Origin of the sequence: Nocardia inohanensis NBRC 100128 (assembly GCF_001612945.1) — a bacterium.
Classification (GTDB): Bacteria; Actinomycetota; Actinomycetes; order Mycobacteriales; family Mycobacteriaceae; genus Nocardia; species Nocardia inohanensis.
The window spans coordinates 417,479-442,794 of the sequence record NZ_BDBK01000010.1; the positions used below are offsets into that span (position 1 = coordinate 417,479).

The 25,316-nt window shown below is 65.8% G+C and carries 22 protein-coding genes; 10 read left to right on the forward strand and 12 right to left on the reverse strand.

What is annotated here, in order from left to right:
- The first annotated feature begins 8 nt into the window (after positions 1-8).
- Positions 9-1,673 carry a tetratricopeptide repeat protein gene (locus NI1_RS21550; RefSeq protein ID WP_067823717.1) on the forward strand — a complete coding sequence of 555 codons (1,665 nt, stop codon included), beginning with the start codon at positions 9-11 and terminating at the stop codon, positions 1,671-1,673.
- On the opposite strand, the gene NI1_RS21555 is transcribed toward NI1_RS21550, so the two are convergent.
- From NI1_RS21555 to NI1_RS21580, 6 genes are all read right to left on the reverse strand, one after another.
- Positions 1,576-2,844 carry a glycosyltransferase 87 family protein gene (locus NI1_RS21555; RefSeq protein ID WP_245663339.1) on the reverse strand — a complete coding sequence of 423 codons (1,269 nt, stop codon included), beginning with the start codon at positions 2,842-2,844 and terminating at the stop codon, positions 1,576-1,578. The genes NI1_RS21550 and NI1_RS21555 overlap by 98 nt on opposite strands.
- A gap of 99 nt (positions 2,845-2,943) precedes the next feature.
- A complete protein-coding gene (locus NI1_RS21560) occupies positions 2,944-4,521 on the reverse strand; it encodes an alpha/beta fold hydrolase (RefSeq protein WP_067823723.1) in 1,578 nt (525 codons plus the stop codon).
- Between the two features lie 210 nt (positions 4,522-4,731).
- Entirely contained in the window at positions 4,732-6,819 is a 2,088-nt protein-coding gene (locus NI1_RS21565) for a hypothetical protein (RefSeq protein ID WP_067823726.1), read from the reverse strand.
- A 111-nt stretch (positions 6,820-6,930) separates the two neighbouring features.
- On the reverse strand, positions 6,931-7,281 hold the full coding sequence (locus NI1_RS21570; protein ID WP_067823728.1) for a hypothetical protein: 351 nt from the start codon (positions 7,279-7,281) through the stop codon (positions 6,931-6,933).
- Between the two features lie 77 nt (positions 7,282-7,358).
- A complete protein-coding gene (locus tag NI1_RS21575) occupies positions 7,359-8,567 on the reverse strand; it encodes an FAD-dependent monooxygenase (RefSeq protein ID WP_067823731.1) in 1,209 nt (402 codons plus the stop codon).
- Positions 8,568-8,685: 118 nt separating this feature from the next.
- Complete coding sequence (locus NI1_RS21580; RefSeq protein ID WP_067823734.1) at positions 8,686-9,249, reverse strand: NUDIX domain-containing protein; 564 nt, start codon at positions 9,247-9,249, stop codon at positions 8,686-8,688.
- 76 nt (positions 9,250-9,325) lie between these two features.
- Between NI1_RS21580 and NI1_RS38080 the strand changes: the two genes are divergently transcribed.
- The 5 genes from NI1_RS38080 (at position 9,326) to NI1_RS21600 (ending at position 12,955) form a co-directional block, all read left to right on the forward strand.
- Positions 9,326-9,466, forward strand: a complete 141-nt coding sequence (locus NI1_RS38080; RefSeq protein WP_157535246.1) for a hypothetical protein — start codon at positions 9,326-9,328, stop codon at positions 9,464-9,466.
- Positions 9,466-9,828 (forward strand): hypothetical protein, encoded by a 363-nt coding sequence (locus NI1_RS21585; RefSeq protein ID WP_067823735.1) that lies wholly within the window; start codon positions 9,466-9,468, stop codon positions 9,826-9,828. The genes NI1_RS38080 and NI1_RS21585 overlap by 1 nt, the downstream gene beginning before the upstream one ends.
- A 245-nt stretch (positions 9,829-10,073) precedes the next feature.
- Entirely contained in the window at positions 10,074-10,919 is an 846-nt protein-coding gene (locus NI1_RS21590; protein ID WP_067823738.1) for an SGNH/GDSL hydrolase family protein, read from the forward strand.
- Between the two features lie 108 nt (positions 10,920-11,027).
- The gene (locus NI1_RS21595) at positions 11,028-12,455 is read left to right on the forward strand and encodes an MFS transporter (RefSeq protein ID WP_067823740.1); all 1,428 of its coding nucleotides are present in this window, start codon (positions 11,028-11,030) and stop codon (positions 12,453-12,455) included.
- 5 nt (positions 12,456-12,460) lie between these two features.
- The gene (locus NI1_RS21600) at positions 12,461-12,955 is read left to right on the forward strand and encodes an SLOG cluster 4 domain-containing protein (protein WP_084523507.1); all 495 of its coding nucleotides are present in this window, start codon (positions 12,461-12,463) and stop codon (positions 12,953-12,955) included.
- 43 nt (positions 12,956-12,998) lie between these two features.
- On the opposite strand, the gene NI1_RS21605 is transcribed toward NI1_RS21600, so the two are convergent.
- Positions 12,999-13,820, reverse strand: coding sequence for a DUF6585 family protein (locus NI1_RS21605; RefSeq protein WP_067823745.1), 822 nt, complete (start codon positions 13,818-13,820; stop codon positions 12,999-13,001).
- A 503-nt stretch (positions 13,821-14,323) separates the two neighbouring features.
- Here NI1_RS21605 and NI1_RS21610 point away from each other — a divergent pair.
- Both NI1_RS21610 and NI1_RS21615 read left to right on the forward strand, forming a co-directional pair.
- Positions 14,324-15,529: an ATP-binding protein gene (locus tag NI1_RS21610; protein ID WP_281179507.1), complete on the forward strand. Its 1,206-nt coding sequence runs from the start codon at positions 14,324-14,326 to the stop codon at positions 15,527-15,529.
- 397 nt (positions 15,530-15,926) lie between these two features.
- Positions 15,927-17,006: a replication-relaxation family protein gene (locus tag NI1_RS21615; protein ID WP_084523508.1), complete on the forward strand. Its 1,080-nt coding sequence runs from the start codon at positions 15,927-15,929 to the stop codon at positions 17,004-17,006.
- A 369-nt stretch (positions 17,007-17,375) separates the two neighbouring features.
- Here the strand turns inward: NI1_RS21615 and NI1_RS21620 are convergent, their stop codons facing one another.
- A complete protein-coding gene (locus NI1_RS21620) occupies positions 17,376-18,287 on the reverse strand; it encodes an IS110 family RNA-guided transposase (RefSeq protein WP_218026796.1) in 912 nt (303 codons plus the stop codon).
- Between the two features lie 585 nt (positions 18,288-18,872).
- The gene (locus NI1_RS21625; protein ID WP_157535247.1) at positions 18,873-19,682 is read right to left on the reverse strand and encodes a hypothetical protein; all 810 of its coding nucleotides are present in this window, start codon (positions 19,680-19,682) and stop codon (positions 18,873-18,875) included.
- Between the two features lie 494 nt (positions 19,683-20,176).
- On the opposite strand from NI1_RS21625, the gene NI1_RS21630 reads away from it, so the two are divergent.
- Together NI1_RS21630 and NI1_RS21635 are read left to right on the forward strand one after the other, a co-directional pair.
- Complete coding sequence (locus NI1_RS21630; protein ID WP_067823959.1) at positions 20,177-20,794, forward strand: DUF433 domain-containing protein; 618 nt, start codon at positions 20,177-20,179, stop codon at positions 20,792-20,794.
- On the forward strand, positions 20,791-21,204 hold the full coding sequence (locus NI1_RS21635) for a PIN-like domain-containing protein (RefSeq protein ID WP_067823753.1): 414 nt from the start codon (positions 20,791-20,793) through the stop codon (positions 21,202-21,204). Before NI1_RS21630 ends, NI1_RS21635 begins: the two co-directional genes overlap by 4 nt.
- A 120-nt stretch (positions 21,205-21,324) precedes the next feature.
- On the opposite strand, the gene NI1_RS21640 is transcribed toward NI1_RS21635, so the two are convergent.
- From NI1_RS21640 to NI1_RS21650, 3 genes are read right to left on the reverse strand one after another with little or no spacing between them, the layout of a single operon-like run.
- The gene (locus tag NI1_RS21640; RefSeq protein WP_067823756.1) at positions 21,325-22,653 is read right to left on the reverse strand and encodes an AAA domain-containing protein; all 1,329 of its coding nucleotides are present in this window, start codon (positions 22,651-22,653) and stop codon (positions 21,325-21,327) included.
- On the reverse strand, positions 22,643-24,172 hold the full coding sequence (locus NI1_RS21645) for a hypothetical protein (RefSeq protein ID WP_067823759.1): 1,530 nt from the start codon (positions 24,170-24,172) through the stop codon (positions 22,643-22,645). Before NI1_RS21645 ends, NI1_RS21640 begins: the two co-directional genes overlap by 11 nt.
- On the reverse strand, positions 24,169-25,305 hold the full coding sequence (locus tag NI1_RS21650; protein WP_067823761.1) for a hypothetical protein: 1,137 nt from the start codon (positions 25,303-25,305) through the stop codon (positions 24,169-24,171). Before NI1_RS21650 ends, NI1_RS21645 begins: the two co-directional genes overlap by 4 nt.
- Positions 25,306-25,316: the final 11 nt, after the last annotated feature.

Below are 25,316 nucleotides of genomic sequence, written 5' to 3' on the forward strand. Positions count from 1 at the left end.
ATCGATCGATGACCGCGGATTACTACGATCTCGGCACCTACGCGCGACCCGTCACCACCGCTTCGGATACCGCGCGCCTGTGGTTCGACCGGGGCCTGATTTGGAGTTACGCCTTCAATCACGAAGAGGCCGTGCGGTGTTTCCGGCAGGCGGTGGCGGCCGATCCGGGGTTCGCGATGGCCTACTGGGGCGTGGCGTACGCGCTGGGGCCGAACTACAACAAGCCGTGGGAGTTCTTCGACGCGATCGAACTGGCGGATACGGTCGCGGACACGCACGAGGCGGTGCGAAAGGCCGTGGGGCTGGCCGATTCCGCGACTCCGGTCGAGCGGGCGCTCATTCAGGCGCTGGCCGCCCGGTATCCGCGTGCTACGCCCGAGGCGGACGGGTCGCTGTGGAATCTGTCCTATGCCGAGGCGATGCGGCTGGTGTACAAGCGGTTTCCCGATGATCTGGATGTGGCGGCGCTGTGCGCCGAGGCGCTGATGAACCTGACGCCGTGGGCACTGTGGGATCAGCGCAGCGGGGAACCGGCCGCGGGCGCGCACACGCTCGAAGCCAAGGCGATCCTCGACCAGGCGCTGAAAACCGAAGCGGGACGGGCGCATCCGGGGCTGCTGCACCTCTACATCCATCTGATGGAGATGTCGGGAACGCCGGAATCCGCACTGGCCGTGGCGGATCGGTTGCGCGGACTGGTACCCGATGCCGGTCATCTGGCGCATATGCCGTCGCATCTGGATGTGCTGTGCGGCGACTATCGCGGTGTGGTGGCGGCGAATTCGGCCGCCATCGCCGCGGACGAGAAGTTCGTGCGGCGGGCGGGCGGGATCAACTTCTATACGCTCTACCGGGCGCACAACTATCACTTCAAGATCTACGGTGCGATGTTCCTCGGGCAATCGGCCACCGCACTGGAAACCGTTGCACGGCTGGAGCAGTCGATTCCGGAGGAGCTGCTGCGGGTGCAGTCCCCGCCGATGGCGGATTGGCTGGAGAGCTTCCTGTCCATGCGGGTGCACGCGTTCATCCGCTTCGGGAAGTGGGCGGAGATCATCGAACTGCCGCTGCCGGCGGACCCGGAGCTCTACTGCGTGACGACGGCGATGCTGCACTACGCCAAGGGCGTCGCGTATTCGGCGACCGGACGCGTAGCCGAGGCGGAGGCGGAGCAGCTGCGATTCCACGCCGCGGTGGCGGCGGTGCCGGAGTCCCGGACGCTGTTCAACAACACCTGCCGCGATATCCTCGCCATCGCCGCCGCCATGCTGGACGGGGAGCTGCTGTATCGGAAGGGCGAGTACGACAGGGCTTTCGACGCGCTGCGCCGGTCCATCGAACTCGATGACAACCTGCCCTACGACGAGCCGTGGGGCTGGATGCAACCGACCCGGCACGCCTACGGGGCGCTACTGCTGGAGCAAGGGCGGGTCGCCGAGGCCGAAGCCGTCTACCGCGCCGATCTGGGGCTGGACCACACCCTGCCGCGGGCCGCACAGCATCCGGGGAACGTCTGGAGCCTGCACGGCTATCACGAATGCCTGGTGCGGCTCGGGAAGACCGAGGCCGCCGAGATCATCGCGCAGCAGCTGAAACTCGCTGCCGCCGTGGCGGACGTGCCGATCGAGGCGTCGTGCTATTGCCGTCTGGAGCCGGATCACTGCTGCCATTGAGCGCGATGAACAGCCCGTACACCAGTGTGGCGGCGTAGAGGAGAATGTAGGCGTTCTCCAGGATCGGTTCGGAATGCCAGGGCTTGGGCAGCAGGAAGATGCCAACGGAGGCATAGCTTTCGGTCCAGCGGTAGGCCCACGCGCCGGTACAGACGAACAGCGCGACGGCCGCCGTCCACCAGATCGGGCGGGTCTGCGCGCGGTGCACGAGATGGACGCAGAGCGGGACGAACCACACCCAGTGGTGGCCCCAGGAGAACGGTGAGACCGCGCACGCGGTCATTCCGGCGATGGTGACGGTCAGCAGGATCTCGCCGCGCCGTCGGAGCCGGAGCGTGAGCCAAAGACTCACCAGCACAACCACTCCCGAGAGCGCGGCCCACGACCACAGGGGCGCGGCGCCATCGGTCAGGTGGGCGAGCGTGCCGCGGATCGACTGGTTGGCCGGGGCGGTGTCGTCGGCGATGCGGTCGGATTGGAAGAAGGTGGAGAGCCAGTAGCGGCGGGAATCGCCGGGCAGGATGATCCAGGCCAGCGCGACGGTGCCGAGGAAGACGCCGACCGCCGTAGCTGCCGAACGCCATTGGCGCAGTGCGAGGAATTGCACGATGAAGTATCCGGGCACGAGTTTGATGCCCGCCGACAATCCCACCCCCAGCCCGCGCCATCGGCTGCCGTCGTGGCGCGAGAAGTCCCACAGCACCAGCAGCATCAGTACGAGGTTGATCTGCCCGTAGAACAGGGTGGTGCGCACCGGTTCCATGAATACGCAGGACAGGGTGAGCAGGGCGCTGATCGCCGCGAGCCGGGGCGTCATCCGGTAGCCCAGCATGCGCCAGCACAGCAGCACATTCGCGTACAGCACACCGAGATCGGCCAGCAGCGCGATGTGGGGCACCCAGGACGCGGGCACCCCCACCGCCGGTAGGAACGCGAGGGCCGAGAACGGTGTATAGGTGTAGAGCAACCCGCCGACGGTCGGCTCCGTGTACAGCGACTCCCCGTGCAGGATCCGCCACGAGGCTTCCCGGTAGATCAGCGCGTCCAATCCCCCGGCCAGGATCCCGGCCTTGTCCAGCCAGGGATCGACCGTGGTGAACAACAGTGTCGACGCGAGTACGGCGCCGGCGGCGAGTACGAGCAGCGTCGATCTCGAGCGTGCCATCTCCATCGAACGCGCCTCGACCACAAGCGATCACCCTACGGAATGATCGGCCGCGGTCATGACCCCAACTCCGGGGTGGTCGCCGTGGAGTTGCTCACCGCCGGGTCAGCCGAAGGGCGACCCGTCGATCTCGCAGGTGGTGCCGGCGGCGGGCAGCTGGGCGGTGAACAGGTATTCGCTTTTCACGCGTTCGGCACAGGTGCTCGGCACGTACATGCTGCTGTGGCCCGCGCCTTCGATCACCACCACCCGGGCTTCGGCCAGCTGGGCCGCGCCGGCCTGGGCGCCCGCCAGCGGGGTCGCGGGATCGAAACGGCTGTTGAGCACCAGAATCGGCGCGGCCGTGCGGCGATTCCACGGGCCGGTATAGCGGTCGGTGTCATGGCCCTGCCAGAAGGCGCAGGCCATGGTGTCGAAGACGCCGATGCGGCCGAAGTACGGCACCCGCTGCTCTTCGGTGATCGCGGCGCGGCTGTAGGCGGCGAGGTCGGTCGGGACGGCGCTGTCGGCGCATTGGATGGTGTAGAACGCCTCGGTGCGATTGCCGGTGTAGTTCGCGGTGTCGGCGATGGGCAGGATGCCGGGCAGTTTGGTACCCGCGTCGAACAGGGCCTGCAACAGCACGGCCAGGTCCGGATAGGTGGAGGAGCGGGAAAGCTCCGCTGCCGCATTGACAATGGCAGAGTAGGTGTAGGGCTGACCGTCCAGGCGAATGGGCGCGATCCGGGCGCGCTCGGTGATCACCCGCCATTTCAAGGCCGGATCACCCTCGGAGAAGGCGCATTTCGGTCCGGCGGCGGTGCATTGCCGCAGGAAGGCGTCGAAGGTCTGGGAGATGCCGGTGGCGACGTCCTGGCGGGCGTCCAGCGGCAGGGTTTTGCCCTGTTCCCCATGGCCGTTCGCGCTGCCCTCGAAATCCATCGAGCCGTCGAAGGCCATGGCGCGGACGCGGCCGGGGAACATATTGGCGTAGGTCGCGCCGACCTGGGTGCCGTAGGAGATGCCGTGGTAGGTGAGCTTCGGATCGCCGACCGCGCGCCGCAGCAGATCCAGATCGCGGGCGGTATTGGCGGTCGAGGCGTGGTTCAGGATGGGGCCGGCGAGTTGGGCGCAGCGGTCGGCGAATTCCTTGTTGCGCGCATAGAACTCGGCCTCGCCGGCGGTGTCGACGGGCATGTCCGGCATGGCGGTCAGGAAGGCCAGCTGCTCTTCGGTGTTCGGGAAGCAGCGGGTCGGGGCGCTGTTCGCGACCGAGCGCGGATCCCAGGAGACGATGTCGAATCGCGCCCGCAGTTCCTCGGAGAACAGGAACGGCCAGCGGGCTCGCTCCCGCAACCGGTCGAGGCCGGAGGCGCCGGGGCCGCCGAAATTCACGAACAGCGTGCCGATGCGATGGGCCGGATCGCTCGCGGGAAGCTTGATGACCGCGAGGTCGATCTGATCGCCGCGCGGCTGGTGATAGTCCAGCGGCACCCGCGCGGTGCCGCACTGGAAGCCGTCCGCGCAGTCGTTCCATTGCAGCGCAGGCGTTTCCGCGGCTTCGGCGAGCTGATCCAGATAGGGGTCGGCCCCGTCGGCAGCGGAGGCGGGCACCGGTGTTCCGAGCACGCCCGCGCCCAGCAGTAATGCGAAGGCGGCGATCCGGATTCGGCGAAACCTGCTGCGGCCCAATCGCAGATCCAAGTCGAGAACCTTCCGAACGCTAACGAACTATTTTGCCCACCCTGCCATACCGAACCCCGCATTGCGCAAGTGTCGAGGCGAATCCAACCCGGGGGCGACCGCATTCCGAACCCGCTATCGCGATGCCCGATAGGGTCATCCGGATGCCACATGCCGCAGCCCGGGGCATGCTCTCAGCCGGGATCCAGACCTGTCGCAGCCCGAACCAGCTCAGCCGACGGCGTCTGCCTTGTCCTGAATGTTCTGCAGCACGTTGGTATTCACGCCGCGATCCCCTAGGTCCTCGGCGAGCGTGGTCAGCTCCTGGCGCGCTAGTTCCGGATCGCCATTGCGGACATGGAGGTCGGCGCGCAAGGTCACCAGGTTGTTGTAGGACAGGTTGGCCGAGGGCGCGGTGCTGTCGCGGAGCTGCTGTAGGCCGGGTTCGGTGACGGCCAGCGCGGCGGCGGGGTCGGCTCGGTGCCGGCGCACCATGCGATCGGCGTCGGCGGTGATCTCACGGCCGAAGAAGTCGCGGCCCACGCTGCGGGCGACCGTGGTCGCCACCTTCGCGCCGAGCGGCTGGGCGGCGAACCGGTCGGCCGCCTCGGTCAGTACATCCATGCCGGAGGCCAGGAACGGCGACATCGATCCGCCGAAGCTCAAAGCCAAACCGACTTCCCGGCTGAAGAATTCGGCGGCGAAGCGGTCCTGGTCCGGATCGGCGGGCTGGCCGATGCGCAGCACGAGCGTGTTCGAGACGGCCTGTCCGGTAGCGCTCGAGTAGACGGCGCGCAGCTGATACTGCCCGGGCTGGTCGAAGACGAATCCACGGCGGCCGAAGGTCAGCGGCACCAGTTCGCTGTAGCGGTCGGTGCCGGGCACGCCGTCCGTCGCGGGCGCGAGTTCCCGCAGCTCGGGGAGACCGTAGAGGCACATGACCGAATCGAATTGCACGGTGCGGCCGTCGGGTTGGAGAACGAAGACGGTGGTGGTGCCGTACTTCGGATCCAGCCGGGAATCGATCTGCTGGGGCACGCCGAGCCGGTTGCGCAACCGGAACTCGATCTCCACCGGTTCCATGAAGGAGAAGAACGGTTGCGCGCGCAGCAGCAACTCCAGCGGCTGGTCCGGTCCGGCCGCGGCGGTGCGTCCCGCCGGTGACTCCAGATGCCCGCCCGAGGCCCACGGATCGCCGCCCATGATCACCGCTGCCCGATCGCCGTGCCGCGCGTGTACGAGTTCCGGGTCGTCGAACCGGAAGCGGAAGTTCGCCCAGAACTTGTCCGCGCCGTTGAGCTGGTCGTATTTCCAGTCGTAGTTCATCCAGGACAGGGCGTTCGGGCGCGATTTGTCCCACGAGTGCAGGAAGTTGAAGGCATGGCCGGCCTCGTGCACCCAGGTGTAGAGGAACTGCCGCATGGCCTGCGCCTGCGCCTGGTTCTGCGGGACGTTCACCAGATCGTCGAACCAGCTGTGCTTGCGGAAGACCGCGAATCCCTGCCGGTCCGGTGCGCGGCCGGCACCGCCGAAACCCGAGGCGGCATCGAACATGACGCCGCCGACGCCCGGCGAGTCGAAGGTTCCCGCTTGCAGTCCCCACAGGTTCCAGGACGGCCAGGCGCTGTGGAAACGGCTGAAGGCGGTCTCCATGGCATCGTGCAGTTCGGCGGGGCTCCAGCGCGCGAAACCGGCTGCGCTGTCGTCGATTACGGAGCGGTCGGGGTTGATGGTCACCCCGATACCGGCCTCCCGGTATGCGCTCTCGATGGTGAGCGTGCGGCGGCTGATATCCACCGGCCGGGTGGGGTGGCTGTACGTGTCGTAGGACGGCACATGGGGATCCACGTTCACCGAGGCGGCGTAATCGAGTTCGAGCAGCACCTCGCGGAAGTCGTCCGACCGGTAGTCGCAGACATAGGTGACCGAAGCCGTTCCGCCCGTGATGAATTCGACCGTGGCGGGGCCGACGACGCCACTCGTCCACGGCACGGTGATCCGCACCTCGGTGGCCGGGTTGGACGACCGGTGCCAGTAGCGGACCGTTCCGGTGATGACCGCCTTGTCCTCGGCCCAGCTGACCACGGGCGCGTCGACGATCCAGGACTCCAGATAATTCGAGGTGCCGGGCGAACCCGCCGCCTGCTGGAAGAGGTCACCGCTGACCCGGTTCAGCACCGGCGAATCGGCCGAATACCGCACATCGACATCGATCCGCAGTTCGAGCCGGCTGGCCGGGGCCGCCACCGCGGCGCCTTCGTACCGCCCGCTGACCGGCCCGTGCACCGCGGCAGCGGAAGGATTGCCACCTTCGGTCATGATTCCCCCTGTCCCGTGAACCGCCTCATCGGTGCGTCGAAAGCGCCTGCACCGTCCATGATTTCACCGCGGAGCAGCCGCCACACCGAAAATCGCTGACCGTTTCCCGGATCACGCTTTGTCGTCGAGCGTCACTCGCACCGTGACCTGCCGCTTACCGCGGTGCGCGACCGCGAACCCGGTCCGCTCGACCCCGTTCAGGTGCAGCGAGATCGGCGCACCCTCACCCAGGAAGTTCCGCCACCAGGTCTTCTTGTCCGCCATCGCCACCCCGATGTAGACCTTTTTCCGCCACCGCAAGTAGTTCACCGGCGTGGAAATGGTCTTGCCCGAGCGACGCCCCACATAGGTGATGACGACGAAACCGCGCCCCAGCAGCCAGCCTATGCCCGGCAGTGCCAGTAGCCTGGCCATCTTGGCGTTGCCGCCATCCATCTGCGCCGCAAGATCTTTCAGCCCCATGAGTGCCCTCCTGTGCACGACAGTAACAGCCCGGATGATCTTCGCCGGTCAAGACAGTGCGTGCGGGCGGCCGCCCGTCAGTCGCCGCCGAGCTCGCTGTAGCGCTTGACCGCGACGGACTCGTGCAGGCGCACACCGTTATTGCCGAGTTTCGCGGCCGCCCGGCTCACCGTTACCGGCAGGATCCCGAGCAGGCGGACGGCATTGACCATCGCCCAGAGTTCGAAGCGCCCACCGGGGATGAGCGATTTCGCGGCGGTCGCGGCGAAACGACGGCTGCGCTGTACATAGTCGTGCATTTCGTGTTCGTAGGCGGCGAACGCGGCGCGGTGATCGCCGGGGTGGCGGGCCATTTCACCGGCGAGCAGGTAGGCGCCCACGACCGCCATGCTGGTACTGCCGCCCACGGCGGGACCAGGGCAGTACGCCGCATCGCCCACCAGGGTGACCCGGCCGCGCGACCAGGTTTCCAGGCGCAGCTGGGTGATCGAATCGAAGTAGAAGGATCCGGTGTGATCCAGTTCGTACAGGAGCCGGGGCACTTCCCAGCCCAGATCTCCGAAATGCCTGCGCAACAACTCTTTCTGCTGTTCGACTTCGCGATGGTGATAGTTCAGCTGCTGCGGCGGACGGAGAAAGTATCCAGCACGGGCATCATCCAGATGCGCTGCGCCGTACATGCCCGCGCCCCGCCCGACGTCGACGATCATCTCCATCACGCCGTCGAGCTCGCGGTAGTTCGGAATCGAAATAATGGCCAGGTACGCGCCGAGCCAGGTGGTGAACTCGGACTCCGGGCCGAAAACCAGCGTGCGCACCTTCGAGTGCAGCCCATCGGCACCGACGATCACCTCGAAACGTTCCGCCGGATGGTGTTCGAAGCTGACCTGTCCGTCCTCGCCGATCGTGACGATGGAATCCTCGAAGAGATAACGCACGTCGGAACGTGTCGCGGCGCGCAGTATTTCACTCAAATCGTCACGCATGATCTCGACATGATCGTCGGACAGCGCCGAGAAGAGTTTACGCAGGTCCAGGCTCACCTGCCGGCCATCGGTCCGATGCAACACAAGGCTGTCGGTCCCGGTAGCCCGCGCTCGGATCTGCTCGGCAACCCCCATCCGCTCGGCAATCCGCAGCGCAGGCCGAAACAAATCCACCGCATACCCACCCGAAACACGCTGCGCCGGCGCGCGTTCCACAACGGTGACCTGATGCCCACACCGATTGAGCCAATAGGCGAGCGTCGGCCCGGCAATACCGGCCCCCGAGATAAGAATCCGCATCACTGGTCCTCACGCAACGATCACCGCTGTCGCCGACCAGTCTTCCCGGCACTCCTACCACCAAGCCTAGCCCAGCGACCAGGCCTCCCATAGACACTCTTCAGCAGGTCCGATGCGCTCAACACGTGGCGAACTCTCCCAGCTTCCGCACAAACCTGGACATATGTGGATCAGTCATCGGCAGCCCGTCGGGCTCCAGATCCCACCACCGCCCCCCGTCGAACTCCACCGGATCAAGCGCATACTCCCGCCGCCGATCACCACGAATGACGTACCACAACGAAACATCCACATGTCCCGCCGTCTTACCCACAGTCGTTGTCCACGTGAGAAAGAACGGCTGTTCCCCCACCACATCGAAAACCGCCTCCACCCCCAGCTCTTCCACCGCCTCCCGCCGAGCAGCAGTCAACGGATGCTCCCCAGGCTCGACGTGCCCGCCCATCGGCAAGTGCAGCCCAGCCATCCGATGGAACCCCAGAAACACTCCCCGCGCCCCAGGATCGACCAGCACCACATACGACACCAGATGCGGCGACGGGGTAGCCGGTTTGGCCCGCCGGAAAATATCGTCCGTCGCCCGCAGCCACTCCGAAGTACTTGCGATATGCCCCCTTTCGACCTCATCGAACGGCTCGATCCCCCCGACCAACTCCGCGACAACAGCAGTAGCAGGACGCATACCGGCGAACGATACGCCCGGCGACCGACAGCTCAGACCCTGGCGCGTCCCGGGCCGGAGGCTCTAGCGTCTTGGAATGACCTGGCACGCACCGACTTCGGTACCGCGGGATCCGTACTACACGCTCTCCAACGGGTGGGATTCCGCCGAGGAACGGCTGGCGCTGCTCGGAGCGGCGTATGACCCGGGGGGTATCGCGCTGGCAAAGAGGCTGTGATGGAAGAGGGGAACGGTCTCGGCGTACTTGATGAGATGCCGGGAGCGTTAGGTGAAGTCTGGCGGACCTTCGCGTCTACCGAGATCGAGGGGGCGAACCAGTCGTGGGCACGGAATTTGCCCTCGCGGTTGGAGGCACTGGGGCTCGTTCAGGTCTCCGCCGACGCGGACATCCCGATCTTTCGGGGCGGTTCGGCGATGGCGCGCATGTGGAGCCTGACGTGGGCACAGACGCATGATGCGCTTGTCACGCTCGGTGTCTCGACCGAGACGATCGCGACCGCGTGCGCCGAATTGGAGGACGAACAGCGGTGGTTGTATGCCCCGCCCACAATCCGCGCGTGGGGTCGTGCGGCTCGATGACGCGAGTGCGGCGGCCTCGAATGCTCGGATGGGCTGCGCATCGTTCTCCCCTTCGACATCCGATTGTCCTCCTGACGATCGGATCGAACTTCCCCCTTCGCTCGACTGTTATCGTTCGGGCGACCGAAGAGTCGGCGAAGCGGTCAGGCGCGGTTGGACCTTGCGCCGGCTCGCCCGGCCGCATGGCACCGGCAGGAGGACGCGAATTGACGACCAGAGGAACGACCGCCCGGAGCCATCGCCGAATGCTCGCCATCACGGCGGCGCTGACCCTGACCAGCTTCGTTCCGGTCGTAGCGGCGGCAGATCCGCCCGGCGAGGGCGGAACCTATGTGGCGCTTGGCAGTTCGTACGCCGCCGGTCCCGGGTTGCTGCCGTTGATCGACACCGGTTGCATGCGGTCGAGCGCCGATTACGCCCATCGAGTGGCGGACCGCTACCGAATGGAGCTCGTCGATGTAACTTGCAGCGGCGCAACGACATCCGACATCCTCAGCGAGTCGCAGCGGACGACCGGCGGTGGTCGGGTTCCGCCGCAGATCCGCGCCGTCACCGCTGACACCCGACTGGTGACCGTCACTGTCGGAGGCAATGATCTCGGCTACATCGGCGACCTGACCACACTGAGCTGCCTGCACGCGATCGGCGCGGGGAAACTGTGCGGGACGGCACGCGAGAACTCCCCCACCGCAGCCGATTTCGACGCGGTCGAGCACAGCCTTGCCGAGGTGGTCACGGCCGTGCGCGCTCTCGCACCGAATGCGACAGTGGTTCTGGTCGATTATCTGCCCGTCCTGGATCCCGACGGGGCCACTTGCGCCGCGGTGCCGCTGAGCGCCGCCGAGGCGATAGCGTTCGAACGCACCTATAACGGCCTGGTCGAGGCCACGGCGCGGGCCGCGGCGGCGACCGGCGCGGAACTGGCTCGCGCCGGCACCGACCACGCCGCGTGTTCCGCCCAGCCGTGGGTGAGCGGCTTCGAGTTGCCGAACCCGTTGACGGGCAAGGGCATTCCCTATCACCCCACCGATGCGGGTATGGCGGCTGTCGCCGATTCCGTCGCCGCAGCCCTCGAGACCCGGGCCCGCTGAGCCGATCATCAGGACGGGCGCCAGGCCTCGATAAGTCGGCTTTGGTGGACGCGCCCCTTTTCGGTGCCGCGCGGGGCCGCCGGTTCGGAGCAGCTAGCCTGCCCAGCTGTGCTGACGCTGCTACGCCGCCCCCGAATCTTGGCGATTTGGACGGCTCAGCTCTTGAGTATTCTCGGCGACCGCTTCTATGCACTGGCTATCATGTGGCTCGCGCTGGAGCGATCCGGGCCGGTCACGATGGGCGCGATCGCGATCGCCGAGAGTGTGCCGTTCATCCTGATCGGAAGTTTCGGTGCCCGCCTTCTGCAGCGCTGTGCGAGCTTCCGTCTTCTGGCCGGGATCGACTGCGCTCGTATGCTTTTGGTCGCTGTTGCCCCTTTATTGTGGTCCCTCGGTGGCACGCCGGCGGTTCTGGTTCTCGCGGCCGTGCTCGGCATGCTGGCGGCGTTGTTCGATCCTTCACTCGGTGCACTGGTTCCAGATCTCGTCGATGACGAGGAACGGCCCGAATTGGTGGCGGCGATGGATCTCAATGGCCGCATCGCGCGGATCGCGGGCCCGGCACTTGCGGGAGTAATGCTGCTGCTGGTTCCGGTGCCGGCGTTGTTCGTCGCCGACTCGGTGACCTTCGCGGTCTCGGTGCTCGCGCTGGCTTATCTTGCAGAGGCCCGCCCGCCCCACGCGTCGTTCTCGGACAGCAGAGACGTGAAAACACTTCCGGCCGTGATGGTTTCGGCGCGGTCGATCCTGCGGTCGCAGCCCGCGCTCGCGGCGGCGTTCGCGGTACACGCCGCCGGATTCTTTCTCAATGCCTTACCCGCGATCGGGTTGCCGCTTCTGCTTTCTCATCAACTCGACGCCGGCCCCGCCGCCTACGGGTGGGTACTCACCGCGACCGGCACCGCAGCGCTGGTCGGCAATTTGGTGGCGGCACGGCTGCGCCCGGCAGCGTTCCTTCCAACGTTCTGCACGGCATGGGCGGCGTCGGGCCTGTCGTTGGTGGCCACCGGTGCCGCGCACAATCTGGCGCTGGTGATCGCGTTCGCGAGCCTCTCGGGGTTCGTATCCCCGTTCATCTCGATCACGCTCGGTACCCAACTGGCCGGACACGACCATCCAGTGCGGCTGCGGTTGCTGACGGTCAATCACACGGTCATGCGCTCGGCCGGCACTGCGGGCATGGCGGTCATTCCGATGTTGGTCGCCCCGGCACCGGCGCGCCGATTCGTCCTCGGCGGAACAGCATTGGCACTCATCGCGGTCACCGCGTGGGCGCTGATGGCCGCGTATGCTTCCCGGGCAAGGGCTGTCCGCGCGTATTCGCTATCTCTCGGCGTCTTGATAATCGCCTTGCCGCGCAAGGTTGGCGACCAACGCGCTGGTGCCTGCCGCGAACCTGTCGCGGGTCGACCGAAGCTACGCGCGACGCACCGCCTTCTCGGACAGCAGCGTGCCACAGCTCGCAGACGATCGACCACCACACCCGTAGAGCCCGAACGGATTAACGTCTTCACCACCTACACCACCCGGGAGTAATACCCTTGCCACCTCTCCAGGTTTCCGTCTGCGGTCCCCGCCACTGCACCGACGCCGATACCGAGAACGCTCGCGCTATCGGCGAGCTCCTCGCGCAGGCCGGTGTCACCGTATTGTGCGGAGGAGGGACCGGGGTTATGGGGGCCGTCGCTGAAGGGGTGAGGAAGGGCGGCGGACTGGTGATCGGCGTCCGGCCGGATACCAACCGCGCCAACGCCTGCCCGGACTTGTCGGCAGTGCTGTACACAAACATGGGCGAGGCCCGAAACTCGATCCTGATCGAGTCCGCCGACGCCGTGATCGTGGTCGGCGGTTCTTGGGGCACTCTGTCCGAACTCGCGCTCGCGAATCGGCGCGGCGGCGTGCCAGTCATATCGATCGGTGGCTGGCAGGTGCTCGACACGGACGGCAACCCGGTTGAATCATCCATCGTCGCCGCGACCCCCGAGGCGGCCGTCGCCGAAGCAATCGCGCGTGCCAACACCTGCACTCGGTCGTAGGGCGCGCCGGGCTACCACCCGGATACAGAGGCGGCGGTCGACCTCACCGCGCGGCGGTCGCCGGCCCGTACTGCCTCCGCAGGTGCTCGGCCAGCGAATAGAAGACGAAGTAGTTGGGAATGCTGCCGACCGGGGTGTTGGTCAGGTTCAGCCATTTGCCTTCCACGCCGATCGATACCGTGCCGTCGCGGACGCTGAGGCTTTCGATCCGCGTCCAGGGGGCGCTCTTGTGGCGGGATCCGATTTCGGTGGCGGTGATCCACAGGTCGCCGAAATCGACTCGCTCACCGGCATTCACCCGCGCCGCCGCGACCGGTAGCTGGGCATCGGTGACGGCCTGCTGGAGCTCGGGCCCCCACTGGTCCACGCCTGCGAATGCCTCACTCAGCAGCACCTGGGTGCCGTCGAGGGCGGTCAGGCGATAGTGGTAGGTGGTGTGGGTATGAACGCCGTTGCGCAGGTGCCGGGTGATGGTCTGGAACACCTCGACCGTGTCGTAGCGGGCCACGTGCTCGCGGCCCCGGTAGGCCATGACCAGGCCGCGCTCGTACAGGTCCAGCCGGGCGCCGGTATAGCGATTGTCGTACTTCAGCATTCGCACACCGCCGATGATCAGCATGAACCCCGCGATCACGCCGGGATACAGACCGAGCGCGGCGAGGGCCTCGATATCGGCGGAGAATCCGATGACCGCGATCACAACCAACCCCGCGAAGACCGCCGCCGTAATCCTGATACTCCGCCAATTCGCCTGCGGCGCAGGATAAGCGGACCGATGCGCCCCCAACCCATTCCGCTCGGCGGCGATCGCGATACGCCGCAACAACTCCGGATCCTCATACCCGGGCACAACGGTTTCCGACATTGAACTCCCCCTCGATCAAGATCTCTGCTGCGGCCCAAGCCTAACGTTGCCTGCGGCCGGGGCAACCGACACGTGGTGCCCATTGCAACGAAGCCGGTCAGCGCCCCGTAGGAAGTTCCGAGCTCCGAACGGTGATCAGACCGAAAAGCCGCTGATCGGTTCACTCCGTACAGGGCCACGGCGGAGAAAGGAAAGCTCGACGCCGACGGACCGGCATACGAACCGCGCGGTGCTGGTAGAGCCCGGCGATCGTCACCGCTCCCGCTGCCCGATCGCAACGAATCATCTGCAGACGAAGGAGCCGACTCAATGACGACGCTCTGGCGAAGCGTTGGCGGCAGGAGGCGCACGATCATTGCGGCAGATCGCGCACGTAAGCTGCGGCAGATCGCGCACACGTTCTGCGGCAAATCGCGCATGGAGTCTGCGATACTCCTATGGTGACCTCGTCCTTCTCATCGTCGCCGATTGGTCGGATCCTTCCCCGCCACGCCCATTCGGCAGTGCATGAAGCTCTTGCAGATACTCGTGTCGTCCTCGTCAACGGAGCTCGGCAATGCGGAAAGAGCACGCTGGTGTCCCGAATAGGCAGGGAGATCGGCGCGACCTGGCGCAGCCTCGACAAGCCGGAGACCCGGCAGGCGGCCGACTATGACCCCACGCAGTTCGTCCTCGACGATTCCCTCTTGATCATCGACGAGGTGCAGCGAGTACCGGAGCTGTTGCTGGCGATCAAGGAGACCGTCGACGCCGATGGACGACCCGGACGGTTCCTGCTGACCGGTTCGGCTCACGTCATGGCACTTCGGAGCGTTCCCGACGCCCTCCCCGGACGCATGGAGACGATCGAACTCTGGCCGCTGTCCCAAGGCGAAATCGACGGCGCGCCCGATAGATTCATCGATTGCGCTTTCGAACGCGGACCCCAGCTACGGCACGTAGGGACCGAGAATCGCGATGACTACATCGAAAGGATCGCACGCGGCGGCTTCCCCGAAGCCGTTGCACGAGAAGGCAAACGGCGTTCCCGATTCTTCTCCTCCTACGTCGCCGATCTGATCAACCGAGACGTCATGCAACTGTCCGAGATCGAACGCACCACGGAGATGTTCACCCTGACCAACCTCGTCGCGGCCAGATCCGGCCAACTCCTGGTGCCCGGCGCACTCGGCAACGAACTCGGCTTGCCCAAGGACACCGTCGCCCGCTATCTCCGCCTCCTGGAAGAGGTTTTCCTGATCAAGCGAATCCCCGCTTGGTCCCGAAACCTGACCACCCGGGCCGTCGCGACCTCCAAGGTGTTCATGGTCGATTCCGGAATCGCCACATATTTGTGCGGTGCCGACCCGCGCGCGCTGCGGGCCGTGAACGGCCCGCTCGGGTCCCTTCTGGAGGGCTTCGTAGCCGCCGAACTCGCTCGTCAGCTCACCTGGTCCGATCAGGAAGCCCGCATGTTCCACTACCGCACCCGCGACAACGTCGAGGTCGACATCATTCTCGAGAACAACCGACGCGAGGTGATCGCGATCGAAGTGAAAGCCGCCGCCACGGTCAAGGGCGAGGACTTCCGCGGTCTCCGCCACCTCGCAGAACGACTGGGAGACGACCTCCTCGCCGGATACGTGCTCTACACCGGCACCGAAACCCTCCCCTTCGGGCCGAAATTCCGCGCCCTGCCAGTCAGTGCCCTATGGAACGCGCGCCCATGACCGCCTTGAACTGTTCGCGCGCTGCTACGAAAACAGCAGAGCCGCAGGCTATAGACCTGTGGCTCTGCTATTGGGTGGAGCTGACGGACCAGCATACGAACCGGGCGGTGCTGGTGGACGGGCCGGACGTGATCATCCGGGCCGTGGGTACCCGACCGGTAGCGGGCGGTGGTGCCCGATGACCGGCCACGACGACCGCAGGGCTGCGTTTGGGTCGGCGGATGACGGTGCGGATGGGTCGGCGTCTGCTCGGCGTCCTATAACCGCCACCCCAAACGCCGAACACGGTATCGGCGTCCGCGCCGCTCAACACCGCAATCCGAGGGTGGGTTCGAAATCCCGACTCAGTATCAATACTGAGGGTTCATCACGTGGGGGACGGCGACACGGCCACGGCGTGCACTGCGGCGGGCATCCCAACGCCGGTCCCTGGTTCCGACTGCTCGATCGTGACCGTCGTCTTCTCTACCTGCTGCACGAGCACAAGGTGTTGACCACCGACCAGATCGCGGCGCTGGAATTCACCTCGACCCGCCGCGCCCAAGGCCGACTACGCAAGCTGCGTGAGATGGGCATGCTGTTCGCCTTCCGTGAGTCGCTCTACGGCGGTGGCACCAGCCAAACACGCCACGCCCTCGGCTACTCCGGCGCACGCTTGATCGCCGCCGCGCGCGCCGAGAAGCCGCCGACCCCGGCCGCGCACGCACTGATGCTCGAACGGCTGGCCTGCTCCCCGACCCTCGAGCATCGCTTGGGTGTCAACGGCTTCTTCGCCGCGCTGGCCGCGTACCGAAACCCTGCCCGTCACCCCGATACTGCGGATGTGGAGGGGTTGACGCAGTGGTGGTCGGAACGTCAATGCGCGGACCAGTTCTGGACCTCCCCGCTCGATCCGACCCCGATCCGCCCGGACGGGTACGGCTGCTGGGAGGAAGACGGACGCACGGTGCGGTTCTTCCTCGAATACGACACCGGCACCGAAACCCTGTCCACCGTCGCCGCCAAACTCGCCGACTACCAGAGCTTCCCCACCGACCGATTCGGGATCCTACTGTTCTCGCTGCACTCGACCCGCCGCGAAACCGGGCTACACACCGCCCTACGCCGCACCTTCGCCATCAGCGATTCGGGCCTGGTAATTGCGACCACCGCCCGCGACCTCACCCACCCAGACGGCCCCGCAGGCCCGGTCTGGGCGCTGCTGACCGCCAGCAACAGTGACACCGCGACCGAGCGACTGCGGCTGGCCGAGCTACCCGAACGCGGCCCACGCATCTCCCACCACACCAGCACCGGCCAGCCCTACAACGAAGCCGCCTTCGACCATGACGACCCGACCGTCCGCGACCGGTTCCTCACCAACCAGCCACAGCCCACCAGCCCGTATCCAGCTGCGGCCGTGCACCTCCACGACGAGACCGCCTCCACAGACGACAACATCATCATCGACCTGGACCACTACGATGATGAGTCCTGAGAGCTGTAATCGATGAACTACTGATGCCGGACAGCACGTCGAGATCTATTGGCATCGACCCGTTCTGATGTTATCGATGATTGTCTCAAGCAAACGTACGCTCATGGCTCCCCTCTATGTCAACCCCTCGCAGCGGCGTTGGGGTTAGCCTGGAATGTGGGTCCGGGATGTGGCTTGTCCGAAGGATCGGTATTCGGGTTGGAACCGGTCGCGCTGGAGTCAAATAGTCGTTCCCGATTGCCCTCCCGGGCCTGCTAATTCACGACGTCGTTGGTCGGCGAGCATCCGCGTGTAGATGACATTGGAGAGTCGGCGTTTGAGTGCGCGCAGGGCTTCCATGGAGGTCTTGCCACCCGCCTTGCGCAGGTCTTAGTAGACGCGACCGGGTGTGGGATTTCGTAGTTGAACGATGGCCATGATGTGCAGAACGCGGTTGATCTTGCGGTTGCCGGCGCGTGAGAGGCGGTGGCGTTGCTGCTCGCCCGAGGACGCGTCCAGGGGCGCGGTGCCGTTCCAGGACGCGAACCGGTCTCTGTCACGGAATCGGTGGATGTCGCCGGTGTCGGCCAAAAGCCTTGCTGCCGAGGATGGTCCGATGCCGTGCAGGTCCATCAGGGTGGATCCGCGGTCGAGGACGAGTTGGCGCAGTTCTTTGTCCGCGGCGCGGGTTTTGCGGTCGATGGTTTCCAATTCCTCGATCATCTCCACGACCAGCCGCCACCGGACCCGCGACGCGGCATCGTGTGGAGTGACCTCGGCGATCAACGCGCGAGCCTGACGAGCGGTGAGGAATGTCTTGGCGCCACCAGGAATCAGCTCGAGCAGCAGCCGGTGAATCCGGCACAGGGTTGCGGTGTGGGCGCGGCCGAGTTCGTCGCGGCGGTCGGCGAGCATGCTCAGGGCCACCAGGTCCGGGTCGGCTTCGACGCGCCGCAGTCCCAACGCGTGCAGGGCGGCCAGCGCGACCGAGTGGGCATCGACCGGGTCGGTCTTGCGGCCGTTGCCGGTGGCGAACACCCGGACCTGCGCCGAGAGCTTGGTCGGTACGTCGATCACCGTCTCGCCGTCGTGGACCAGCCGGTGCGCCAGGTGGCGTCCGATGCCGTTGCATCCCTCGACCGCCCATACCCGATCGGCGAATCGCCGTCCGGCGGTGAGCATTTCCGCGAAGCCCGCATTGTCGGTGGCGTATCTGCCGGTGACCAGAACGCGTCCGGTCGGGTCGACGGCTTCGATGGTGGCCGAGCGTTTGTGCGGATCCATCCCGATGATGACGGTCATCATCCCTCCCGTACTCGCTGACTTCGATGGTGTCCGTGCGGGAGGGCACCGCTAGTACGAGCATGGGGCAAACCCCTCTTCAGCCACTCCCTGCACGGTGACCGGTGGGAGGCAAGCCAAAAGAGAGCCACACCAATCCAGACGGTGGGCAGCCGAATAGAGGGAGCTCCCCACCGGGCACCTGGACCTGATCCTGGCCGGGATCCGGTCCTGACACCAGTGTCTTACTAGCCGAGCTGAGTACGCTGAGGGGCAAAGAATTTCGCTCGATCGGTGGACGGAGGGCGACCAATCGGACAAAAGGGCGCTTCATACACCAGCGACGAGCGTATACAAGCCGGACTCGACGCCGCCTACGCCATGCCCGGAACCGCCGACGCCACAGGCACCCCACTGAAATCCTTAGGCGAGAACGAGATCCAGAATGCTGACGACACCTATCCCGAGGACGCGAACCGCGGCGGCTTGAAGTAACTGCCCCGTCCTCTCGTGCTACCAGCGGCCCTGACCTCTGACCGCCAAACCTAACTCTCCGGGAGACGGCCCCCGCCTGTGTTCAGCCCACCGGTGGACACGCCCGCGTCGTTAGTCGCCGCGATCCATCGACCGCTCAATATGCGCGTCCACCGCCATCTGCTCGGCAACCAACGCGGTGCGCTCGTACGAGCACACCCAACAGTGCCCGACCCCGATGGTCGCGGTCATGCCGTCACGGCTGCGCGCCACGAACGCGATCTCCCCACACACCGGGCACATCTCCACGTCCACCGGTTCGTCGGGACGCCCGAACGCCTCCACCTCGTAGTCGAGGCCGGTCCGCCGTTCGAGCTCCGGTGAGCCTTCGAGGGCTTCACAAAAGCGGTGCGCACGTTCCATTTCAGTGTCGTTATTGGCGCGGCTGCTCTCCCAGTCCCGGTCGACTTGGACCCACGTGATGCCACCCAACTTCGGATGCCGGTCCAGCGCCGCGAGCGCGGCCAGGTGCTCGATCGTCAGCACGCTGTCGGTGTCGGAACCGGTCTCTCGGGCATGACGGATCGCCTGTGTTGCGACGACAGCGGCCTTCAACAGCGGGACGTTGACCTCGGTGAACGGCAACACCACCAGCGGATCGTACGTGTCGGGGAGATCGGTGACCGGATTGTCCAGGTCGTGGGGGATACGGCCGCTGCCGGTCTTGTCCTTGATCACGCCCAGAAGCTCGGCAGCCGACTTGATCTGCACCTGCCCGCGCACGGTCTTCATTTCCTCGCCCGGCCAGGTGTGCGCGACCAGTACGGCGAGCCCATTGGTCAACGCCTGATCGAACACGGCCTCCCGACCGTCGAGACCGGGCTGGTGGGTCAACGCGTACGTGCACTTCGCATACTCTTCCACCCGCCGGTCGCCAAACATTCGATCACCTCTGTTCGTCATCGGCCGGCATACGAGGCGCCGCCCGGATCCTTTTCGCCCCAAGCCATGTGAGGCGAGGAAAGGTTGCACCATCTACGCCCACTCCGCCACCGGTTTCCTCACCGCCCCGCCGACCGGAATCGGCATCCCGTCCGCGCGCGGAAACTTCGTGGCGAAACCGTCTGCGCCACAGCCGAGATCGATCTCACCCGGGTCGGCAAGTCGCAATTCTCGATTCCTGAACAGACAGCGCGGTATGAGACCAGCCCAGGTAGCAAAACACTCCGTGCCCGGTTTGGGACGTATCGTGCCAAGGCGCGTTCTCCCGTCGACGGAGCCGATCAAGATCGGGCAGCATCAGATGCGTTCTGTCGCAGGTTGACGCCAGTGACGACAAAATTGCTGATGAGAGCCCCAAAGGTAGTTCCCTCGATGAGACGTTTGCCCGAGAATGGACATAGGAACTGGTGCCCGGGAAACGAGAGGAGGTGAACATGGCATTTCCCGTTGATCTGACCTGTACCCTGACCGGTGCTACACGACATCAGCTGAGCGCCTGGCGTACAGGCGCGAGCCCGCTGCTGGTTCCCGAGGTGGCGATCAAGCCGAAGGCTCTGTACTCCTTCCGCGATGTCCTGGCACTGCGCACGATGGTGTTTCTTCGGTCTCAGCTTCCGCTTCAGCGGATCAGGAAAGCGTTCCGGCAGCTGGTCGAATTCGACCTGACCGAACACCCGTCAAGGTACAAATTGGTCTCCGACGGCCAGTCAGTCTTTCTCATCGATGACTCCGGACAAGCAACCGACCTGGTGCTCCATCCCGGTCAGAAGGTGATCGCGGAGCTATCCGAGGTCTTCGCCGAGTTTCGGAACTTCAACGACACACCGGTTGTCGACTTCTTGCACCCCCGGAAGCTGCTCGAAGTCCGTGAAGGTCGGATGAGCGGTTGGCCGACGATAGTAGGCACCCGAATTCCGTACGACACCATCGCCGGACTGCAGCGTGGGGACCATCGGATCGATCCCTCCGATGTTCGGCGCTTCTACCCAGCCGTCAGTCCCGAGGCAGCGGTCGACGCGCGCAGCTTTGATGAGCAGGTGAGGTCGGCGTGAAGTTCTTCCTGGACAACAACGAGACTGAAGCTATTCTCACGGTCTTGCGTCCGGTTTTTCATGTCGAGACCTTCCGGACCGCGGCGGACGAAGACCTGCAGGATGCTCTCGACATCGACCTGTTCACTGAGCTTCATGACCGCGAGTTCGATGCGATAATCACCCGCGACAAGAACCAACTCGCTAATCAGGATGAGAAGAACGCACTGCGGCTGAGTGGGCTTCACTGGATCGGTCACAAGGATCCGAACACCGATGGCATCAACATCATTACGTGTTTGACCGCCGGGTACCTGAGCGCCTTTCCTCATGTGCTCAGCGAGATGAGAAGCGCCGAGGGGCCGACAGCGTTCCACGTACGGGGCGTGGAACGAGATATCAGACAGCGGATCAGGATGCATCTGATCTGATTCATCCAAACCGGACACGGCCACTGGCGTGCGCGGTAGCAGGGGGTAGAAACGCCGATTCCGTTGTGGGAAGAGGCCGCAGAGATGCCAGATCGGGGCTGAGCTACCGAGTAATCGGCATCACGCCGACACCCGGTGCTTCCCCAACTTCTCCATGATTACCTGATTCGCCTCCCACCCGTCTGGGAACTTCGCCGCCACCCCCAGATGTACCGGCTCGGTCGACGGATGGGTGTCCAGCAGGTCCGGAATCCCTTTTCGTGCAACCACGATGCATGCCTGTCGGTGTCTGGATGTGAGGACGCACAGCCGGCCGGCTTCGAGGTGGAAGGAGGTGGCGTCGCGGCGGCCGGAGAGGGGGTGGACGACGATCATTACCTCGTATTCGCGGCCCTGCAGCCGGTTCGCGGTGTCGACCGCGATGTTGGGGGCGTGCGGGTGACCGGTGTTGGACAACGCGATTCGGGCCAGGTCGGCTTGGTCGCGGTGCGCGACGCCGATGGCGATGTCGGTGGCGGTGAGGACTCGGCCGTCGCGGTGGCGTTCGCAGGTGGCGACGGCGCCGCGGTCGAGGATGCGGGCGGCGAGATCGGCTGCGGCCTGGATGGTTTCGCCGTCGGTGCGGGGCACGTGGCGGCGAGGCAGTTCATGTAGTGCCCACCCGGCCGTGAATGCGGTGGCGAGGGTTTCGTCGAGATCTGTGCGGCCGAACCCGGCGGTCCGGAATTCCATGGCGCGGGTGCCGGGTCCGGTGCCGGACGAGAAGAGGGCTTCGGGGTAGAACGCGTCGGCGACGGTCGGGGCTGCGGTATCGGGAAGCCGCCACGACACCGGCAGCTGACGCACTGGGGCGGTGGGGTTGTGGTCGAGCATGACGGTGACCCCGTTCACGGTGGGGTCGTGTGGCAGTCCGATCCAGCGTTCGGTGCCCACCATGGTGAACGGGTCCAACTGTCCCGGGTCTCCGACGAACAGGCCACGGTCGAAGCGCGCCACGATCCGCAGCAGCATGTCCGATCGCATTTGGTAGGACTCGTCCAGGATCGCCCACCCGTATCGTCCGTCGGGTACGGTCGCCCATTTCGCCGATGTGCCGACGATGATCTGGCATCCGGTCAGATCGGTGATCTTCTGCCCGACTGTGGCCGCGGCCCGCACGGCCGGGGTCGGGACGTAGGTGCTGCCCGAGAGGCGTCCGATGCTCAGCTTCGGATGTTCGGCGGACAGGCGCGCGATCATGTCATCAACCTGATTGTTGGTCTGCGCCACGATGATCGGGTGCTCGTCGTGGTCGACGAGGTGTCCGGCCGCACGCACTACGAGCGTGCTTTTGCCGGCGCCGGGTGGTGAGTCGACCACGATCGCGCGGTGGCCGGCGTCCATGTCGGTGAGGATCGTGGTCGTGGCCGCGTCGGCGGCCTCGGCGGCGTTCGCGTGGTCAATCATCATCGCCCCATTTCTCTGCGTGCGCGTCATCGGGGATCACACCGTCGTCGGTATCGGGAGCTTCGGCATTGGTGTGGGTCCAGGGTGTGTCGGCCCGGTCCGGGAACACCGCTCGCGGTCGCCAGCCCGGGTTCGGCAGGTAGGCGATGCGGCGGCCGATATCCGGCACTGCCGACCGGTTCGGCTTGGCAGGGGTGCCCATGCCGCCGTTGACCTCGATGGTCACGATGCTCGCGGAACCTTCCCACACGGTCGACATGATGGTGGCTTTGTGGCCGTCGGGCATGTGCGGGCTGATCAGTTCGGTGCCGTCAGCGAGCCGGGTGGGGTCGAGGGTGCGGAGGGTGATCAGGGGCCGCAGCGTGGCCCGGTTCTTGTCGCTGAGCACGGTCCGGTCGGGTTCGGTGTCGATGACCTCGCCGGCGAACGCTTCACCGACACTGCGGCGGTCGGCGAGTACGAATTTGTCGTCCATCGCGGTGGCTGCTTCGAAGTCGGCCAGCGCGCGCTCGAGCCGGTCGAGTCGCCGGGCTGCGGCGACGGCGCCGTCGCGGGCGGGTTGCGGTCGGGCGTCGGGGCTGTCCTGGAGGTCGGAGAAGTAGGTGAACTGCTCGCGGTCGTTCGTGAATCGCCGTTCGACACGGGGTGCTTCGGGTATTCCCCGCAGCAACGCGATGGCCTGCCACATCATCCGCCAGGTCGGGTTGATCTGTCCGCTGAGCAGTTCGCGGAGCTCGGTCCGCGCCGCAGCCAGCGCGGTGTGGTCGCCGTGTGCGCGGGCGGCGTCGAGCTGGCGCAGCGCTGGACCCAGGTCCTTGGTGTCGAAGTTCGGGTCGGTGACCGGCCCGGCGGGTGGCCACAGGATCGGGTCCTCCGCGTCCAGGATCGCTTGTTCGACACTGGTTCCGGTGGGTGGTTCGATCCAAGCCATCAGCGACGCCAGATTCCGGTCTTCGAGGCCGCTCTGCCCGGTGGCCCAGTGTTCGGCGAGCAGGTCGGTGACCGCCATCAGCATCGAGGTGCCAGCTTGTTCGGCGGAGTCGGCGAGAAAGGTCAGCCAGCGACCGAATTCTGGGACGCCGGCTGGAACCGGATAATCACCGCCGGTTTCACGGAACCGGCAGGCGCGTCCCAAGGTGGCTAGGAACCCGATACCGCCGGAGTTTGGGACCAGGATCTGCGGAGCGTCGGTGTAGAAGGACTGGGCTTCGCCCCTCGTCTTGGGCTTGTTGCGGCGGTCGATGCGACAGGAATTGATGTGTCCCATGACTTCGCGGCCCAGTTCGGCGGTGAATTCAAACCGCTGCACCCGGTCACGTGGCTGCTCGACGATCAAGAGTGTCGGCGCGTGTCGGGCCTGGCCGACGATCGCCGCCAGCGGCGCCCCGGCTTCGCCGGCCATCGATAGTGGCACGACCACCAGCGGCCGCGGCGATAGTCGCCGATGCCGGTACTCAGTGATCGGGACCGCCCGCATGGTCTCCATTGCCTCGAGGCGCAGTAGCGCGGTCACTCGGCTCATCGCGCACCCGCTGCGGGAGTTTCGGCGAGTTCGGCGCGCAGGCGGGCGGCGTGCCGTAGAGCCGCGGCCATCTCGACCTGATCCGCGGTCGGGGTCAGTTCACCGCGTGCCAGACCCAACGCCATGGTGACGGTGTCGATGCCGCCGAGCTGTTCGCGCACGGCCGGACCGAGGACGTCCACCGATCCGCACGCCCTGGCCTTGGACCGGCAGAAGAACGCCATTTCGCAGTGATTCAGGCAGCTCGGCCGGTAGTCCGACTCCACAGACGACAACGCCTTCTGCAGGTCTTCTTTCGCACGTTCGCCGCTGGCGCCGTCCGACAGGTCGAAGGTGAGGTCGGCGGGCAGCTTGTCCACGAGATCGCTGATCTTGTCGAGCCGTTGCAACTGGCGGGTGAGGTTGCGGACCTGTTTTCGGGCGTCGATCTTCTCGCCGGTAGGCCGGTTGCTGAAGTTCTTCGGTGCTACCAGAACTACCTCGTCCGACACCGCCGTCGGGCCGATGCCGTGTTCGGCGAGCATGGCTCGCAAGGCGATGATGTAGGCGGCGGCTTGGGTGGTGGCCGAGCGGACCAGGTCCGGGTTGGCTTGCCGGTCGATGATCGGGAAGCTCTTGATCTCCACGACGTGAAACTTGCCACGGACCCGGAACGCCACCAGGTCCGGTTCCAGGAACGCCCTGTGCCCGCCGACGGTCAACATCAGCATCGGGTGATCGAACAGCGTGCCCTGTTCTCTGCCGCGGGCGACCGCGACCAGCCGATGGCAGGTTCGGGTGTACCGGACCGAGGGTGTCGGGTCGCCGGAGACCTCGTTGAGGTCGGCGTGCGCGACCTCGGACGGATCCAGCTTCAGAGTTTCCCGCAGTACGCGCAGCAGTTCGGTGCCGCCGTTGTCCTTGACCATCGCCTCGAACGAGTTGCCGCGGGTGATGGCGAAAACGGACTGCCCGTAATGGGTTTCGTAGCCGGCGGCTTTCGCGATCGCCTGTTTGTCGGAGCCGGAGGCGTCCAGGACCGCGCGCAGGGAGCACCGCGGGTTGTTCTCCAATGCCGCCAGGGATCTGGCGTTGTAGGGCAGGCGGGCCGCGGAGCCACGCAGCGCGTCCAGCCGGGTGTCGGGGGCGGTCACAGGGAGTCGTT

Coding starts and splice junctions, on each gene's coding strand:
- NI1_RS21550 (WP_067823717.1), top strand. CDS start 9: ATGACCGCGGATTACTACGATCTCGGCACCTACGCGCGACCCGTCACC.
- NI1_RS21555 (WP_245663339.1), bottom strand. CDS start 2,844: ATGGAGATGGCACGCTCGAGATCGACGCTGCTCGTACTCGCCGCCGGC.
- NI1_RS21565 (WP_067823726.1), bottom strand. CDS start 6,819: ATGACCGAAGGTGGCAATCCTTCCGCTGCCGCGGTGCACGGGCCGGTC.
- NI1_RS21570 (WP_067823728.1), bottom strand. CDS start 7,281: ATGGGGCTGAAAGATCTTGCGGCGCAGATGGATGGCGGCAACGCCAAG.
- NI1_RS21575 (WP_067823731.1), bottom strand. CDS start 8,567: ATGCGGATTCTTATCTCGGGGGCCGGTATTGCCGGGCCGACGCTCGCC.
- NI1_RS21580 (WP_067823734.1), bottom strand. CDS start 9,249: ATGCGTCCTGCTACTGCTGTTGTCGCGGAGTTGGTCGGGGGGATCGAG.
- NI1_RS38080 (WP_157535246.1), top strand. CDS start 9,326: ATGACCTGGCACGCACCGACTTCGGTACCGCGGGATCCGTACTACACG.
- NI1_RS21585 (WP_067823735.1), top strand. CDS start 9,466: ATGGAAGAGGGGAACGGTCTCGGCGTACTTGATGAGATGCCGGGAGCG.
- NI1_RS21590 (WP_067823738.1), top strand. CDS start 10,074: ATGCTCGCCATCACGGCGGCGCTGACCCTGACCAGCTTCGTTCCGGTC.
- NI1_RS21605 (WP_067823745.1), bottom strand. CDS start 13,820: ATGTCGGAAACCGTTGTGCCCGGGTATGAGGATCCGGAGTTGTTGCGG.
- NI1_RS21620 (WP_218026796.1), bottom strand. CDS start 18,287: ATGACCGTCATCATCGGGATGGATCCGCACAAACGCTCGGCCACCATC.
- NI1_RS21625 (WP_157535247.1), bottom strand. CDS start 19,682: ATGTTTGGCGACCGGCGGGTGGAAGAGTATGCGAAGTGCACGTACGCG.
- NI1_RS21630 (WP_067823959.1), top strand. CDS start 20,177: ATGGCATTTCCCGTTGATCTGACCTGTACCCTGACCGGTGCTACACGA.
- NI1_RS21640 (WP_067823756.1), bottom strand. CDS start 22,653: ATGATGATTGACCACGCGAACGCCGCCGAGGCCGCCGACGCGGCCACG.
- NI1_RS21645 (WP_067823759.1), bottom strand. CDS start 24,172: ATGAGCCGAGTGACCGCGCTACTGCGCCTCGAGGCAATGGAGACCATG.